At 71.4% G+C, this 15,981-nt stretch carries 11 protein-coding genes; 7 read left to right on the top strand and 4 right to left on the bottom strand.

Annotation, left to right across the window (positions count from 1 at the left end; genetic code table 11):
- Window positions 1–54 precede the first annotated feature (54 nt).
- Genes cysM through ACE3UN_RS07000 form a run of 3 tightly spaced genes read left to right on the top strand, consistent with a single transcriptional unit; the run spans window position 55 to window position 1,808 of the window.
- Window positions 55–960: a cysteine synthase CysM gene (cysM, locus tag ACE3UN_RS07010; protein ID WP_374674205.1), complete on the top strand. Its 906-nt coding sequence runs from the start codon at window positions 55–57 to the stop codon at window positions 958–960.
- Window positions 961–965: 5 nt separating this feature from the next.
- A complete protein-coding gene (locus ACE3UN_RS07005) occupies window positions 966–1,529 on the top strand; it encodes an NUDIX domain-containing protein (protein ID WP_374674204.1) in 564 nt (187 codons plus the stop codon).
- A gap of 51 nt (window positions 1,530–1,580) precedes the next feature.
- Window positions 1,581–1,808, top strand: coding sequence for a sulfurtransferase TusA family protein (locus tag ACE3UN_RS07000; protein ID WP_374674203.1), 228 nt, complete (start codon window positions 1,581–1,583; stop codon window positions 1,806–1,808).
- 18 nt (window positions 1,809–1,826) lie between these two features.
- Here ACE3UN_RS07000 and galU read toward each other — a convergent pair whose 3' ends face one another.
- Together galU and ACE3UN_RS06990 are read right to left on the bottom strand one after the other, a co-directional pair.
- Complete coding sequence (galU, locus tag ACE3UN_RS06995; RefSeq protein ID WP_374674202.1) at window positions 1,827–2,693, bottom strand: UTP--glucose-1-phosphate uridylyltransferase GalU; 867 nt, start codon at window positions 2,691–2,693, stop codon at window positions 1,827–1,829.
- Between the two features lie 87 nt (window positions 2,694–2,780).
- Complete coding sequence (locus tag ACE3UN_RS06990; protein ID WP_374674201.1) at window positions 2,781–5,612, bottom strand: valine--tRNA ligase; 2,832 nt, start codon at window positions 5,610–5,612, stop codon at window positions 2,781–2,783.
- 130 nt (window positions 5,613–5,742) lie between these two features.
- Between ACE3UN_RS06990 and ACE3UN_RS06985 the strand changes: the two genes are divergently transcribed.
- Window positions 5,743–7,200, top strand: a complete 1,458-nt coding sequence (locus ACE3UN_RS06985) for a S41 family peptidase (protein ID WP_374674200.1) — start codon at window positions 5,743–5,745, stop codon at window positions 7,198–7,200.
- A gap of 58 nt (window positions 7,201–7,258) precedes the next feature.
- Here the strand turns inward: ACE3UN_RS06985 and ACE3UN_RS06980 are convergent, their stop codons facing one another.
- A complete protein-coding gene (locus ACE3UN_RS06980; RefSeq protein WP_374674199.1) occupies window positions 7,259–8,236 on the bottom strand; it encodes a GMP reductase in 978 nt (325 codons plus the stop codon).
- Window positions 8,237–8,439: 203 nt separating this feature from the next.
- On the opposite strand from ACE3UN_RS06980, the gene ACE3UN_RS06975 reads away from it, so the two are divergent.
- The 3 genes from ACE3UN_RS06975 to ACE3UN_RS06965 are packed head-to-tail and all read left to right on the top strand — an operon-like array spanning window position 8,440 to window position 15,153.
- Window positions 8,440–10,875: a UvrD-helicase domain-containing protein gene (locus ACE3UN_RS06975; RefSeq protein WP_374674198.1), complete on the top strand. Its 2,436-nt coding sequence runs from the start codon at window positions 8,440–8,442 to the stop codon at window positions 10,873–10,875.
- Window position 10,876: 1 nt separating this feature from the next.
- A complete protein-coding gene (locus ACE3UN_RS06970) occupies window positions 10,877–12,940 on the top strand; it encodes a diguanylate cyclase (RefSeq protein ID WP_374674197.1) in 2,064 nt (687 codons plus the stop codon).
- Window positions 12,937–15,153 (top strand): diguanylate cyclase, encoded by a 2,217-nt coding sequence (locus ACE3UN_RS06965; protein ID WP_374674196.1) that lies wholly within the window; start codon window positions 12,937–12,939, stop codon window positions 15,151–15,153. The genes ACE3UN_RS06970 and ACE3UN_RS06965 overlap by 4 nt, the downstream gene beginning before the upstream one ends.
- On the opposite strand, the gene ACE3UN_RS06960 is transcribed toward ACE3UN_RS06965, so the two are convergent.
- The gene (locus ACE3UN_RS06960) at window positions 15,154–15,951 is read right to left on the bottom strand and encodes a BPSS1780 family membrane protein (RefSeq protein ID WP_374674195.1); all 798 of its coding nucleotides are present in this window, start codon (window positions 15,949–15,951) and stop codon (window positions 15,154–15,156) included.
- Window positions 15,952–15,981: the final 30 nt, after the last annotated feature.

Below are 15,981 nucleotides of genomic sequence, written 5' to 3'. Positions count from 1 at the left end.
CGACGTGCTCCGGGCGGCTCGCCCATAATGGCCGGCCCTGCTGCCCCGCCTGCCATGCCCGACTACAAGACGCTCGAAGACGCGATCGGATCCACCCCCCTGGTGCGCCTGCAGCGCCTTCCCGGCGCCGACATCCAGGCCCGCGGCAACGTCATCCTGGGCAAGCTGGAAGGCAACAACCCGGCCGGTTCGGTGAAGGACCGGCCGGCCATCCACATGATCCGGCGGGCCGAGGCGCGCGGCGAGATCCGCCCGGGCGACACGCTGATCGAGGCCACCTCCGGGAACACCGGCATCGCGCTGGCCATGGCCGCCGCGATCAAGGGCTACCGCATGGTGCTGATCATGCCGGAGGATCTGTCCGTCGAGCGCGCCCAGACCATGAAGGCGTTCGGCGCCGAGCTCATCCTCACGCCCAAGTCCGGCGGCATGGAGCTGGCACGCGACCTGGCCGAGCAGATGCAGAAGGACGGCAAGGGCCGCGTGCTGGACCAGTTCGCCAACCCCGACAACCCCCGGGTGCACTACGAGACCACCGGCCCCGAGATCTGGGCCGACACGGGCGGGCGCATCACGCACTTCGTCAGCGCCATGGGCACCACCGGCACCATCACCGGCGTGTCGCGCTACCTGAAGGAGCGCAACCCGGCGGTGCGCATCGTCGGCGCCCAGCCCGCCGAGGGCTCGCGCATCCCGGGCATCCGCAAGTGGCCCGAGGCCTACCTGCCGCGCATCTACGACCCCGCCGCGGTGGACGAACTGGTGCTGGTGAGCCAGTCGGATGCCGAGGACATGGCCCGGCGCCTGGCGGCGGAGGAGGGCCTGTTCGGTGGCATCTCGGCAGCCGGCGCGTGCTGGGTGGCCCTGCAGATCGCCCGCACGGTGGAGAACGCCACCATCGTGTTCGTGGTCTGCGACCGCGGCGACCGCTACCTGTCCACCGGCGTCTTCCCCGCCTGACGGCCATGTCTGCCTCCGCGCCGGGCTACAGGTTCTGTCCGCAGTGTGCCCAGGCACTGGCCTGGATCGAGGCCGAGGAGGACGGCGGGCCGAAGAGCCGCCTGCGCTGCGCGGCCTGCGGTTTCACGCACTGGAACAACCCCACCCCCGTGCTGGCCGCGGTGGTGGAGTGCACCGACCGTGACGGCCGCTTGCTGCTGGCCCGCAACGCCGCCTGGAGCGGCCGCATGTTCGCGCTGATCACCGGCTTCATGGAGGCGGGCGAGACGCCCGAGGCGGGCATCGCGCGCGAAGTGCAGGAAGAAACCGCGCTGGTGGCCGACGCGGTGTCGCTGATCGGCGTGTACGACTTCCAGCGCATGAACCAGGTGATCATCGCCTACCACGTGCAGGCGCGCGGCGACATCCGCCTGTCGCCCGAACTCGCCGAGTACCGCCTGTTCGCCCCGGGCGACGTGCTGTGCTGGCCGGCCGGCACCGGCCATGCGCTGGCCGACTGGCTGCGCGGCCGCGGCGTGGTGCCGCGCTACATCGAATGGCCCCCTCGCGGCGAGGCCGCCGCGTCCTGAGGCCATCCCTTCTTAGAATCCCCCGATTCCCGCACTCTGGAACCCATGCCCATGCACGCCCACCAGGAACTGGACACCCGCGGCCTGAACTGCCCGCTGCCCATCCTCAAGGCGAAGAAGGCGCTGTCGGCCATGGCCAGCGGCGAGATCCTCAAGGTGGTGGCCACCGACCCTGGCTCGGTGCGCGACTTCCAGGCGTTCGCCCGGCAGACCGGCAACGAGCTGGTCGACCAGCAGAGCGCGGACGCCGAGTTCGTGCACTGGCTGCGCCGCCGCTGACAGCGGGCCCGCCAGGACTCAGAGCGTCAGGCCCTTCAGGTAGTCGCGGAAGCCCGCGCCCAGCTGGGGGTGCGCCAGCGCCAGCTCGACGTTGGCCTGCAGGAAGCCTTCCTTGCTGCCGCAGTCGTAGCGCTTGCCTTCGTAGCGGTAGGCGAACACCTTCTCGCGCCGCATCAGCGTGGCGATGCCGTCGGTGAGCTGGATTTCGCCGCCCACGCCGCGCGGCAGCTGGGTGATCTCGCGGAACACGCCGGGCGTGAGGATGTAGCGGCCGGCCACGCCCAGGTGGGACGGCGCCGCCTCGGGGGCCGGCTTCTCGACGATCTGGGTGAGGTCCAGCATGCGGTCGCTGACCGGCGTGCCCGCCACGATGCCGTAGCGGCGCGTGTGCTCGGGCGGCACCTCCTGCACGGCGATGATGGACGCGTGCCACTCCTCGAACTGCTGCACCATCTGCTTGAGGATGGGGGGCTCGCCGACCATCAGGTCGTCGGCGAGCAGCACGGCGAAGGGTTCGTTCACCACCACGCATTGCGCGCACAGCACGGCGTGGCCCAGGCCCAGGGCCTTGGGCTGGCGGATGTAGATGCACTCCATGTCGTCCGGCTTGATGCTGTGGACGAGATCGAGCAGCTCCTGCTTGCCTGCCGCCTCGAGCTCGTGCTCCAGCTCGTACGCGGTGTCGAAGTGATCGGGAATGGCGCGCTTGTTGCGGCCGTTCACGAAGATCATCTGGCGGATGCCGGCGGCGTACGCCTCCTCGACCGCGTACTGGATGAGCGGCTTGTCCACCACTGGCAGCATCTCCTTCGGCTGCGCCTTCGTGGCGGGCAGGAAGCGGGTGCCCAGCCCGGCGACCGGGAAGATGGCCTTGTTCACTTGCATGCGGTGCATTCCTCTGTGCGGCATGGGGGTTATGGTGGCAATCATCGTACCCCCTTGCCGCGACGAGGCGTCCGCGGGTCGTCGCCCTCAGGCGGCCGGAAGCCGCCCCAGCTGGTCGCGCAGGCTGGCCAGCGTGCGGCCGAAGTCCGCCAGGCGCTGGCGCTCCTGCGCCACCACCGCCTCGGGCGCGCGCGCCACGAAGCTGTCGTTGCCGAGCTTCGCCTCCGCCTTGGTGACCTCCGCCTCGATGCGCTTGATCTCCTTGCCCAGGCGTTCGCGCTCGGCGGCCACGTCGATCTCGACCTTGAGTCCCAGTCGGGCTGCGCCCGCCATGGCCACCGGCGCCATGGCCGTGGCCGCGGCGAACGCGGACTCGTCGCCCAGCACCTGCACCTCGCTCAGCTTGGCCAGGGCCTGCAGCGCCGGCGCGGCGACGCTGTAGAAGGCGGCGTCGCCCAGCACCACCAGCGGCACGCGCTGGGCGGGCGACAGCCCCATCTCGCCGCGCAGCCCGCGGCAGGCGCCCACGGCCTCCTTCAGGCGCGCCATCCACGCGTCGGCCGCGGCGTCGATCTTCTCCGGCTGGGCGGCCGGGTAGGGCGCCGTGGCGACCGTCGTCCCGTCGTCCGCGCGGCGGCGGCCGGCGGTCACCGCCACCGTGTCCCACAGCTCGGCGGTGATGAACGGCGTGATCGGGTGCAGCAGCCGCAGCACCGTCTCCAGCACGCGGATGAGCGTGCGGCGGGTGGCGCGCTGGTGGGCGGCGTCACCCTGCTGGATCTGCACCTTCGCGATCTCGATGTACCAGTCGCAGTACTCGTCCCACACGAACGAGTAGATCGCGTTGGCCACGGTGTCCAGGCGGTAGTCCGCGAAGCCCTGGGCCACCGCCTGCTCGACCCGCTGGAGCTCGCCCACGATCCAGCGGTCAGCCGGGGAGAACTCCAGGTAGCCGCCCGGCACGCACGCATCCGCCCCGTGCTCGGCCAGGCCGCAGTCCTGGCCTTCGCAGTTCATGAGCACGAACTTGGTGGCGTTCCAGAGCTTGTTGCAGAAGTTGCGGTACCCCTCGCAGCGCTTGCTGTCGAAGTTGACCGTGCGGCCCAGGCTGGCCATGGCGGCGAAGGTGAAGCGCAGCGCGTCGGCGCCGTAGGCCGGAATGCCCTCCGGGAACTCCTTCTCCGTGGCCTTGCGCACCTTGGGGGCGGTTTCCGGCTTGCGCAGCCCGGTGGTGCGCTTGACCAGCAGCTCGGGCAGGGCGATGCCGTCGATCAGGTCCACCGGGTCGAGCACGTTGCCCTCCGACTTGCTCATCTTCTTGCCGTGGGCATCGAGCACCAGGCCGTGGATGTACACGTCGCGGAAGGGCACGCGGCCGGTGAAGTGCTTGGTCATCATGATCATCCGGGCGACCCAGAAGAAGATGATGTCGTGGCCGGTGACCAGCACCGACGAGGGCAGGAACAGGTCGTACTCGGGCGTGCGCTCGGGCCAGCCGAGCGTGGAGAAGGGCACCAGGGCCGAGGAGTACCAGGTGTCCAGCACGTCCGGGTCGCGCGTGAGCTCGCCGGTGTAGCCGGCCGCCTGGGCCTTGGTGCGCGCCTCGGCTTCGCTGCGGGCCACGAACAGCTCGCCGCCGGTGCCGTACCAGGCCGGGATCTGGTGTCCCCACCAGAGCTGGCGCGAGATGCACCAGTCCTGGATGTTCTTCATCCACTGGTTGTAGGTGTTCACCCAGTTCTCGGGCACGAAGCGCACCTCGCCCGAGGCCACGGCGTCGATCGCCTTCTGGGCGATGCTGCTGCCGTCGGCGCCCGGCTGGGTCATCGCCACGTACCACTGGTCGGTGAGCATGGGCTCGATCACCTGGCCCGAACGCGCGCAGCGCGGCACGGTGAGCCGGTGCTTGCGCGTCTCCACCAGCAGGCCCTCGGCATCGAGCTGCTCGACGATCTGCTTGCGCGCGACGTAGCGGTCCAGGCCGCGGTAGGCCTCGGGCGCCGCGTCGTTCACCTTGGCCTCGAGCGTGAAGATGGTCAGCATCTCCAGGCCATGGCGCAGGCCGACCTGGTAGTCGTTGGGGTCGTGCGCGGGCGTGACCTTGACGACGCCCGTGCCGAACTCGCGGTCCACGTAGGCATCGGCGATCACCGGCACCAGCCGGCCGGTGATGGGCAGGCGCACCTGCTTGCCCACGAGGTGGGCGTAGCGTTCGTCCTCGGGGTGGACCATGACGGCGGTGTCGCCGAGCATGGTTTCGGGCCGCGTGGTGGCCACCACCAGCGACTCGTCCGTGCCCTCCACCGGGTAGCGGATGAGCCAGAGGAAGCCGTCCTCCTCCTCGCTTTCCACCTCCAGGTCGGACACGGCGGACATCAGGCCCGGGTCCCAGCTCACCAGGCGCTTGCCACGGTAGATGAGGCCCTCTTCGTACAGGCGGACGAAGGTCTCGGTCACCGTGGCCGAGAGCTTCTCGTCCATGGTGAAGTACTCGTGCGCCCAGCTCACCGAGTCGCCCATGCGGCACATCTGGCGGGTGATGGTGGCGCCGCTGTGCGCCTTCCACTCCCACACCTTGCCCACGAAGGCCGTGCGGCCCAGGTCGTGGCGGCTCATGCCCTGCTCCTGCAGCTGCCGCTCCACCACGATCTGCGTGGCGATGCCGGCATGATCCGTGCCAGGAACCCACAGCGTGTTGTGTCCCTGCATGCGGTGGTAGCGCGTCAACGAGTCCATGATGGTCTGGTTGAAGGCATGCCCCATGTGCAAGGTGCCGGTCACGTTGGGCGGCGGCAGCTGGATGCAGAAGGACGGGCGCGCCGGGTCGAGCGAGGGCTCGTAGATGCCGCTGGCTTCCCACCGGGGGGCCCAGCGGGCTTCGATGGCGGCGGGCTCGAACGATTTGGCGAGTTCGGTCATGATGGAAGGCGTTCAGGCCAACGCCGCAACACGTTGACACGCAAAACCTGTCAACCGATGCGACGCAAAGGGGGTTGCAGCCATTGTAGGTCGCCGCCCCTGTGCGGCCCGCCAAGCGAAGGAGACTCACATGAGCCAGGATCTTCAGGGCCGCCCGGCGGCCATCCCCCCGGGCCGCACGGCCCGCCGGTCGCGCTGGCGCATGGCGCTCGCGGCGGCGGCGGGCGCCGCCATGCTGGCCGCATGCGGCGGTGGCGGCGGCTACGACTACAACGACGGCCCGTATTCGTGCTCCACCCAGGACCGCCAGGTCTGGCTGCGCGACTACATGAACGACTGGTACTTCTGGTACGACATCAGCCCCAGCCCGTCGCCCGCGGGCTACACGTCAGTCGACACCTACTTCCAGGCCCTGCTCTACGAGGGCACCGACCCCGACTTCCCCGCAGACCGCTGGAGCTACCTCGCCGACCAGGACGACTACGACCGCTTCTACGGCGACGGCGAAACCCTGGGCTATGGGGTGATGGTGGCCGGCCTCGAGGTGCAGGGCCGCCCGGACCAGCCGCTGCTGGTGCGCTACGTGGAGCCCGGCTCGCCGGCGGCGACGGCCGGCGTCCAGCGCGGCGAGGAGATCCTCAGCATCAACGGCCGGCCTGCGTCGGAGTACATCGCGGACGACGACTACACGGTGCTGTCCGCGACGGCCACCAACCAGGTGCTCACGCTGCGCCTGGCCAATGACGACGGCGAGCGCACGGTGACCCTCACCTCGGCCATCTACGACCTCGCGCCGGTGCCCACCAGCACCGTGATCACCACGCCGTCCAACCGCAAGATGGGCTACATCATGGTCAAGGACATGATCGACCAGGCCGTGGTGCGGGTCGACCAGGCCTTCGGCCAGTTCAAGAGCCAGGGCGTGCAGGACGTCATCATCGACCTGCGCTACAACGGCGGCGGCCTGGTGTCGGTGGCCGACAAGATCGCGTCCTTCCCCAATGGCGACGACACCGCCGGCCAGGTGTTCACGAGCCTGCTGTACAACGACAAGAAGGACGACCGGCACAACGATAGCTTCCGGTTCTACAACTACGCCAACGCCACGGGCCTGAACCGGGTGTACGTGATCACCGGCGCCCGCACCTGCTCGGCGTCCGAGCTGGTGATCAACGGCCTGCGGCCCTTCGTGACGGTGGTCACCGTGGGCGATACCACCTGCGGCAAGCCGGTCGGCTTCCTGCCCCAGGCGGACGGCTGCGGCACGGTCGTCAACGCGGTGAACTTCGAGTCGGTCAACGCCAGCAACGAGGGGCGCTACTTCGATGGCTTCGACGCCACCTGCCCGGTCGCCGAGGACTTCAGCCAGCCCATCGGTGGCGTGAACGACCCGCTGCGCATCGCGGCCGAGGACCACGCCGATGGCTTCTCCTGCACGACCGTGGCGGGCGCCCGGGCGCGTCCGGAGCGCCTGGCGCAGGCGGCGCAATCCACCGGCCGCTCGCGTGTGCTGGGGCTGGTGCAGCCCGCGCAGCGCCAGGTGCGGCTGGTCGAGCCGGGCGACCGCGGGGGCATGCTGGCCAAGTGACGCCCGGCCACCGGGCCCTGCCAGGACGGCCGCCTCCGGGCGGCCGTTCTTTCTGTCGTCACATGAACAGGTGCTCGCCGGCGTTCTCGCCGCCCAGGATCACGTAGTTCACCTTCTTCAGGTCGGCCAGCTGCCGGCCGCCCGCATAGCTGATGGAGCTCTGCAGGTCCTCCTGCATCTCGCGCAGGGTGTCGGCCAGCTTGCCCTTGATGGGCTCCAGGATGCGCTTGCCCTCGACGTGCTTGTACTCGCCCTTGTTGAAATCGCTGGCCGAGCCGAAGTACTCCTTGTAGAGCTTGCCGTCCACCTCCACCGTCTGGCCCGGGGACTCCTCATGGCCGGCGAACAGCGAGCCGACCATCACCATCGCGGCGCCGAAGCGCACGCTCTTGGCGATGTCGCCGTGGTGGCGGATGCCGCCGTCCGCGATGATCGGCTTGGTGGCCACCCGCGCACACCACTTCAGGGCCGACAGCTGCCAGCCGCCGGTGCCGAAGCCGGTCTTCAGCCGGGTGATGCACACCTTGCCCGGCCCGATGCCCACCTTGGTGGCGTCGGCGCCCCAGTTCTCCAGGTCGATCACGCCCTCGGGCGTGCCCACGTTGCCGGCGATCACGAAGGCCTGCGGCAGGCGCAGCTTGATGTGCTCGATCATGCGCTGCACGCTCTCGGCGTGGCCGTGCGCGATGTCGATGGTGATGTAGTCGGCGCCCAGTCCCTCGGCGGCCAGGCGGTCGATGGTGTCGCGGTCGGCCATCTTCACGCCCGAGCTGATCGACACCATGAGCCCCTGCTCGCGCATGCGGCGGGCGAAGGCCACGTTGTCCAGGTCGAAGCGGTGCATCACGTAGAAGTAGCCGTGGCGGGCCAGCCATTCGGCGATCGGCTCGTCCAGCACGGTCTTCATGTTCGCCGGCACCACCGGCAGCTTGAAGCGGCGGCCACCGAACTCCACGCCGGGGTCGCACTCGGAACGGCTGTCCACGCGGCACTTGCGCGGCAGCAGCAGGATGTTGTCGTAGTCGAAGATTTCCATGAACGGGCTCCAGGGTGAGCCTGCGCGTTGGACGCAGTGCGCAGGCACGGGCTGCGAGCGCTTGACCTGGGAACCCGGCGGGCCGGGCGATGCCGTCGGCGAAGGACGGTGCGCGGCTGGAAGCCACCGGGCGCCAGAATTTGGGCCCGGTGGCGCATTCTACGCAGCGGGCGGGGGCCGGCTGGCTTTCCTAGAATGCCCCGATGAACGACCATGATGACGGCGCCGCCTTCGCGCCGGCCGGCGAGCGGCCGGCCCTGGCCCCCCCTGGCGCCGCCGACGCCCTGCTGCGCGGCCTGAACCCCGAGCAGCTGCAGGCGGTGACGCTGCCCCCGGAGCCCGCGCTCATCCTGGCGGGCGCCGGCTCCGGCAAGACCCGGGTGCTGACCACCCGCATCGCCTGGCTGCTGTCCACCGGCCAGGTCTCGCCCGGCGGGGTGATGGCCGTCACCTTCACCAACAAGGCGGCCAAGGAGATGCTCACGCGGCTGGGCGCCATGCTGCCGGTGAACGTGCGCGGGATGTGGATCGGCACCTTCCACGGCCTGTGCAACCGCTTCCTGCGCGCGCACTGGAAGCTCGCCGGGCTGCCGCAGGGCTTCCAGATCCTGGATTCGGGCGACCAGCTGTCGGCGGTCAAGCGGGTCATCAAGGCGATGAACCTGGACGAGGAGCGCTTCGTTCCGAAGCAGGTGACCTGGTTCATCGCCGGCAGCAAGGAAGACGGCCTGCGGCCCAAGGACATCGACATCCGCGACGGCCAGACGCAGAAGCTGGTGGAGGTGTACCAGGCCTACGAGGACCAGTGCCAGCGCGAGGGCGTGGTCGATTTCGCCGAGCTGCTGCTTCGCACCTACGAGCTGATGCGCGACAACGCGCCGCTGCGCGAGCACTACCAGCGGCGCTTCCGCCACCTGCTGGTCGACGAGTTCCAGGACACCAACCGGCTGCAGTACGCGTGGCTGAAGATGTTCGCGGGCCCGCCGCGCGAGGGCGGCAGCGCGGTGTTCGCGGTGGGCGACGACGACCAGAGCATCTACGCCTTCCGCGGGGCCCAGGTAGGCAACATGGCCGAGTTCGAGCGCGAGTTCCGCGTGCGCCACCTCATCAAGCTCGAGCGCAACTACCGCAGCCACGGCAACATCCTCGACACGGCCAACCACCTGATCGGCCACAACACCCGGCGCCTGGGCAAGAACCTGCGCACCGAAGCCGGGCCCGGCGAGCCGGTGCGCGTGCAGGAATCGCCCAGCGACTACGCCGAGGCGCAGTGGCTGCTCGAGGAGGCCCAGGCCCTGCACCGGGCCGGCTTGCCGCGGCGCGAGATCGCGGTGCTCTACCGCAGCAACGCGCAGTCCCGCGTGCTGGAGTCGGCGCTGTTCAATGCCGGCGTGCCGTACCGGGTGTACGGCGGCCTGCGCTTCTTCGAGCGGGCCGAGGTCAAGCATGCGCTGGCCTACCTGCGCCTCATCGAGAACCCGAACGACGACACCAGCTACCTGCGCGTGGTGAACTTCCCCACCCGGGGCATCGGCGCGCGCACGCTGGAGCAGCTGCAGGACGCCGCCCGCGCCACCGGCCGCAGCCTGTGGCAGTCCGCCGGGGCGGTGGGTGGCAAGGGTGGCGGCAACCTGGCCGCCTTTCAGGCGCTGGTCGACGGCATGCGCGCCGCCACCCATGGCATGACGCTGCGCGAGATCATCGAGCACATGCTGGACGCCAGCGGCCTGGTCACCTTCTACCGCACGGAGAAGGAGGGTGCCGAGCGCATCGAGAACCTGGAGGAGCTGGTCAATGCGGCCGAGGCCTTCGTCACCCAGGAGGGCTTCGGCAAGGACGCGGTGGCGCTGCCGGTGGACGAGCTGGGCCCCGGCGCGTTGTCCGCCGGCGATCCGCCGGCGCCGGCCGCGGTGGACCTGGCACCGGACGCCGAAACCGGTGAAATCGTGAGCCCTCTGGCGGCATTTCTGACGCACGCGGCCCTGGAGGCTGGTGACAATCAGGCGCAGGCAGGACAGGACGCACTGCAGTTGATGACCGTTCACTCCGCCAAGGGCCTGGAATTCGATGCCGTGTTCATCACCGGCCTCGAGGAGGGGCTCTTCCCGCACGAGAACGCGCTGTCCGATGCCGACGGGCTGGAGGAAGAGCGCCGCCTGATGTACGTGGCCATCACCCGGGCGCGGCAGCGTCTGTACCTGAGCTTCAGCCAGACCCGCATGCTGCACGGCCAGACCCGCTACCACGTGAAGAGCCGCTTCTTCGACGAGCTGCCAGAGGGCGCGTTGAAGTGGCTGGCCCCCCGCCAGCAGGGCTTCGGCTCGGGCTATGCGCGCGACTACCAGGCCGCCTGGCAGCGCGGCAGCGGGCTGGGCTCGGTGGTGGGCGTGGGCCGGCACGCGGGGTGGACGCCGCCTGAGTCCGCCCCCGTGCCGGCGCGCATGGCCGAGTCGGCGGCCCGCCAGGCGGGCCACGGCCTCAAGGTCGGGCAGGGCGTGTTCCACACCAAGTTCGGCGAAGGTGTCGTCGTCACGCTCGAGGGCACCGGGGCCGACGCCCGCGCCCAGGTGCATTTCGGACGCCATGGCACCAAGTGGCTGGCGCTCTCGGTGGCCAAGCTCACCCCGGTCGACAGCTGAGATGCCCTGGGCGCCCCGGCCTCGCGTGGTGCAGCGGCTGGCTGGGCGCCTGCTGTGGGCCGCCTGTCTGGCCGGCCTGCTGTCCGCCGGCCCGGTGGCGGCCGCCGCGCCGCTCGCGCCCGAGGCGATCGACCGGCTGGAGGACCGCTCGCGCGCCCATCCCGAGGCCGTGGCGGACGAGATCCAGGCGCTGCTGTCCGGCGGCCCGATCGAAGGCGCGACGCGGCTGGACCTGGAACACCTCCTGGGCATGGTGCGCGCCGCGGTCCGCCAGCCCGGGGCCGCGGAAGCGGTGGCCACCGCGCTGGCCGACCCGCAGGCCACCGTCTATCGGCAGGTGCCGCAGGCACAGCGGGCGGCTGCGGCCGCCTGCGTGCGCGCGCAGGTGGCCCAGATGGATGGGGGCTCGCTGGCGCGGGCGGAGGCGCAGCTCGATGCGGTGGAGGCGGACCTGCGCGCCATCGCCTCGCCGCGCGTGCGCCTGCGCTGCCTGGCCACCGCCGGTGCGATCAAGGACAGCCTGGGCCGCACCGACGAGGCCGTGCGGCTGTACCAGGAGGCCATCCGGCTGGCCGACGACGGCGGGCTGGCCTGGCGCCGCAGCGGCATGCGCTCGTCGCTGGCCTATGCGCTGTACCGCGGCGGCCAGACGGAACACGCCACCCGCCTGAACGAGGAGGCGCGCCGCATCGCCGCCGAGGCGTCCGACTGGATGTCGCTGTCCGGCGTGGCCACCACCGAGAGCATCCTGCTCACCCACACGGAGCGGCCCAAGGAGGAGCTGGCCGCGCTCAACGCCGCCATCGAATACGCCCGCCGCGCGGGCGCGGCGCGCGAGGAGGCGCTCGGCCTGGCCAACCTGTCGGATTTCTACCTGCAGTCCGGTGACTACCGCCGGGCGCTGGAGATCGCCCAGCGGGCCGTGCCGCTGGCCCATGCGCTGCGCGATGCCACCACCGAGAACCTGGCTCGCCTGAACAGCGGCCTGGCGCTCATCTCCCTGCGGCGCAAGGACGAGGGCATGGCGCTGATCCGTCCCGTGCTGGAGTTCGAGCGCGCGGCGAACGACCTGGCGAGCCTGGCCGAAAGCACGCGCGACATGGCCGAGTACCTGGAGCGTGCAGGCTACCTGGCCGAGGCCTATGCCGGCTATCAGGCCCTGCGCGGCCTGTCGGGCGAACTGGCCCGCCGCGACCAGCAGCAGGCCGTGCTTGAGCTGCAGGAGGCCTTCGATGCACAGCAGCGGCGGCGCGAGCTGGAGCTGCTGAAGGAGGACAGCGCCCTGAAGGAAGAGCAGCTGCGCCGGCAGGAGCTGGAGTTCAAGGTGTGGCTGCTGACGGCCGTGCTGGTGCTGTCGCTGCTGGCGCTGGCCGGCCGCATGTACCGCAGCCTGCGCGCCACCCAGCGCGCCCTGCGCCAGAGCACCGCCCAGCTCAAGCTGCACAGTCTGCAGGACCCGTTGACCGGCCTGGCCAACCGCCGGCGCTTCCACGAGCTGACCGACGGGGACCGCCCCTTCTCCCCCGCCCGCGGTGCGCTCTACCTGCTGGACCTGGACCATTTCAAGCGCATCAACGACCTGCACGGCCATGCCGCCGGCGACGAGGTGCTGGTGGAGATCGCACGCCGGTTGCGCGCCATCCTGCGCGAGGAGGACATGGTCGTGCGCTGGGGCGGCGAGGAGTTCATGGTGCTGGTGCCCGGCATGGGCAGCGACCAGGTGGTGCCGCTGGCGCGCCGGATGCTGCACGCCGTGGCCGGCACGCCGGTGGCGCTGCCCGGCGGGGGCGCGCTGCAGGTCACCACGTCGATCGGCTTCGCCGAGTTCCCGCTGGGCGAGGCGGTGCTCGAGATGCCCTGGGGCCTGGCCGTGGACGTGGTGGACAACGCGATGTACATGGCCAAGACACTCGGCCGCAACCGGGCGTGCGGCCTCGGCCGGGTGCCCGCCGCGTCGCTGGACGAACTGGACGCCGTGGTGCACGACCTGGAGCGGGCGGCGCGCGATGGTCGCGTGCAGCTCACGCTGGTCGAGGGGCCGCTGGTGGTGGGGGAGGGGCCATGAGCCTGCAGGGCCGCCCCAAGGGCGAACACGGGCGCGCGCAGCCCGACGGTGCTCCAGTGACACGCGGCACGCTGCCCGGTGAGATGCGCCGGCTGGCCGCGGGGACGCTGCTGGCGGTGTGGGCTGCGCTGCCGCTGCCGGCGGCGGCAGCGGTGCAGGCCACGGCCGCGCCGGCGGGCGCGGGCGCCGTGGCGGCCATCGATGCGGCGGCCACAGTCTGGCAGGCGCTGGAGAAGCTCGACGGCGCGCTGGCCCTGCGCCAGCTGGAGGACGAGGCGGCCCGCTGGGTGCGTGCGGGCTACGACGACCCCGATGGCGCCTTGCGCCGCCTGGACGAACTGCAGCAGGGGGTCGATGCGGGCCTGCCCCTGGCCTGGACGCGCGTGCTCGAACGCACCCGCGGGCTGGTGGCCGCCCGGGCCGGCCGCGAGGCCGTGGCCCAGGAGGCGGCGGGGCGGCTGCTGCAGATGGCCTCGCGTGACCCCGTGGCGGCGGCCGATGCGGCCATGGTGCGCGCCGAGCTGGACGACCAGCTCTGGCGCATCGAGTCGGCCGTGGGCCACGCCCTGGAGGCGGACGCCGCCTATGCCCGGGCCTGCACCCGCGACCCGCGCGGCTCGGCCTGCGACCACCGCGGGTGGTGGCATGCGATCCGCCTGCTCGCGGTGCGCGCCGACCGGCAGGGCAACCGGCTGGAGGCCGCGCGCATGCAGCAGCGCGCCAACGAGCTGGCCCAGCAGGCCGACGACGACACCCTGCTGGCCATCGGCCTGTCGGTGCAGGCGTCGTTCAGCGCGGCGCTGAACGAGCCGGAAAAGGCGCGGCGCGAGATGGCCCAGGCCGAGCGGCATGCCCGCAAGAGCCGCGATGGCGAGGCCATGGTGGTGGTGCTGCTGCACGAGAGCATGCTGGCCTCGCTGTGGCCGCACGGCAAGGGCGAGCGCCAGTCCCTGGAGCGGGCGCTGGCGCTGGCCCGTGCCATGCCCTCCGCCCGCTGGGAGGCCATGGTGCTGGCCGCGCTGAGCGACGAATACCTGCGTGCCGGCCGCCCGCGCGAGGCCCTGGCCGCGGTGGAGCGGGCCCTGCCGGTGGTGCGGCGCTTCGACGACCGCCGGCGCGTCCCGGTCCTGCTGCACAACGGTGGCCTGGCGCGGCTGCGCCTGGGCCAGGCGGCCCTGGGCAAGGCCGACCTCGAGGCCGCGGTCCGCCTGTGGGAACAGGCCCAGGCGCGCGCGCGCATCGAGCTGGCGCTCAATGAATCCGCCGACGCCCTGGCCGACATCGGCGACGCCGCGGCGGCCCTGGACCACTTCCACCGGGCCGACCGGCTGCGCCGCGAGATCGACGACCTGAACCGCGAGGCGGTGCTGGCCCAGCTCAAGGAGCGCTTCCGCACCGAGGCCAGCCAGCGCGACCTGGAGCTGGCCGAGCGCGAGAACAGCCTGAAGACGGCGCGGCTGGAGAACCAGACGCTGATCCAGCGGGTCTGGATGCTGGCCTCGCTGGTGCTTGCGCTGGCCGCCGGCGTGCTGGTGTTCCAGGTGCGGCGCACGCGCCAGGCCAACCGGCAGTTGCGGCACAGCGAAGCCCTGCTCAAGGTGCAGAGCGAGCGCGACCCGCTCACGGGCCTGGCCAATCGCCGCTACTTCCGCGAGGCGCTGGCCGCCCGCCAGCCGGGGCGCGGGGAGGGCTTCCACGGCGGCCTCGTGCTGCTCGACGTCGACCACTTCAAGCGCATCAACGACGACTACGGCCACGTGGCGGGCGACGCGGTGCTGGTGGAGGTGGCCCGCCGCCTGGAAGCCTGCGTGCGCTCGGGCGACGTGGCGTGCCGCTGGGGTGGCGAGGAGTTCCTGCTGCACACCCCCAGCCAGAGCCCGGAGGCCGTGGAGGCGCTGGCGCTGCGGGTGCTGGCCGGCATCGGCCAGCAGCCCGTGCGCCTGCCCGACGGGCGGGAGATCGCCGTCACCATGTCCATGGCCTATGCCGCCTTCCCCCTGGCGCCGCACGGTGTCACCCTGCCGTGGGAGCAGGCGGTGAACCTGGTGGACATGGGGCTGTACACCGCCAAGGCCATGGGCCGGGACCGGGCGGTCGGCATCCTGGCGGCCGAGGTGGCGGACAGTGCCGCCTTGCACGCCGCGGCGAGCGATTTCGAGCGGGCGATGCAGCAGGGCCGCATCACGGCCCGCATCACGGCCCGCGCCGGCTGATCAGGCGCTGGCGGGGTCGCCGAAGCAGTCGCGGAAGCTGAAGTACAGCGACACGTAGAACACGGCGGTGAGCATCAGCGCGAGCGGCAGCATCAGCATGGCCGCCAGCGAAGGCCCCGCCAGGGCGATGAGCACGCTGCCCAGCAGCATGCCGCCCAGGCCCAGCATGGTCCAGGCGAAGAAGTAGACGAGGAAGGCGCCGCGGGCACGCCACAGGGCGACGGTGCTGGAGAACAGCGCCTGCGCCGGGCCCTGGCCGGCCCAGTGCACCAGCGCCGGGGCGAACCAGAAGGGCACCGCGACGGCCGCCGTCAAGGCGATGCGCCAGATCGCGCCCGACGTGGCGCCGGGCGCCATGGCGAGCTTGGACACTTCATCCGCCGGGGCCGTGCCGCGGATGAAGGCCTCCAGCCAGGCGCTGAACGCACCGCCGTCCACCGTCTCGCTCACCCACAGCGCGGCCGTGCTGGCCACCGCGAAGGCCATCAGCAGCGCCAGCAGCGCTCGGCGGCGGTCGGCCGGGCGGCCCCGCCATGCGGCGGGGTACACCGCCGCGGCGGGTGGCACGCCGCGCTGGGCGGCCTCGGTGGCCATCATGAAGCCCAGCGTCAGCAGCGGCATGGACATCAGCAGCAGCAGGCCGCCCAGCAGCGGCAGCAGCATGGCCACGAAGACGGCGACGAGGAAGGCCAGGAACAGGCCGGTGTACCCGAAGGGGTAGCGGCCGTACTCGGCGAAGGCCTGCAGCACCCAGCGCCAGCCGGCGGCCGAGCTGACCTCTTGCAGTTTGAGTCCCATGCGTGGCGTGTCGCGTGTGGCGTGGATGGG

It is taken from the genome of Ideonella sp., assembly GCF_041918995.1.
GTDB lineage: Bacteria > Pseudomonadota > Gammaproteobacteria > Burkholderiales > Burkholderiaceae_C > Ideonella.
Note: the sequence above shows the minus strand (reverse complement) of the source record. Positions and strands in the feature narration are given on the sequence as shown.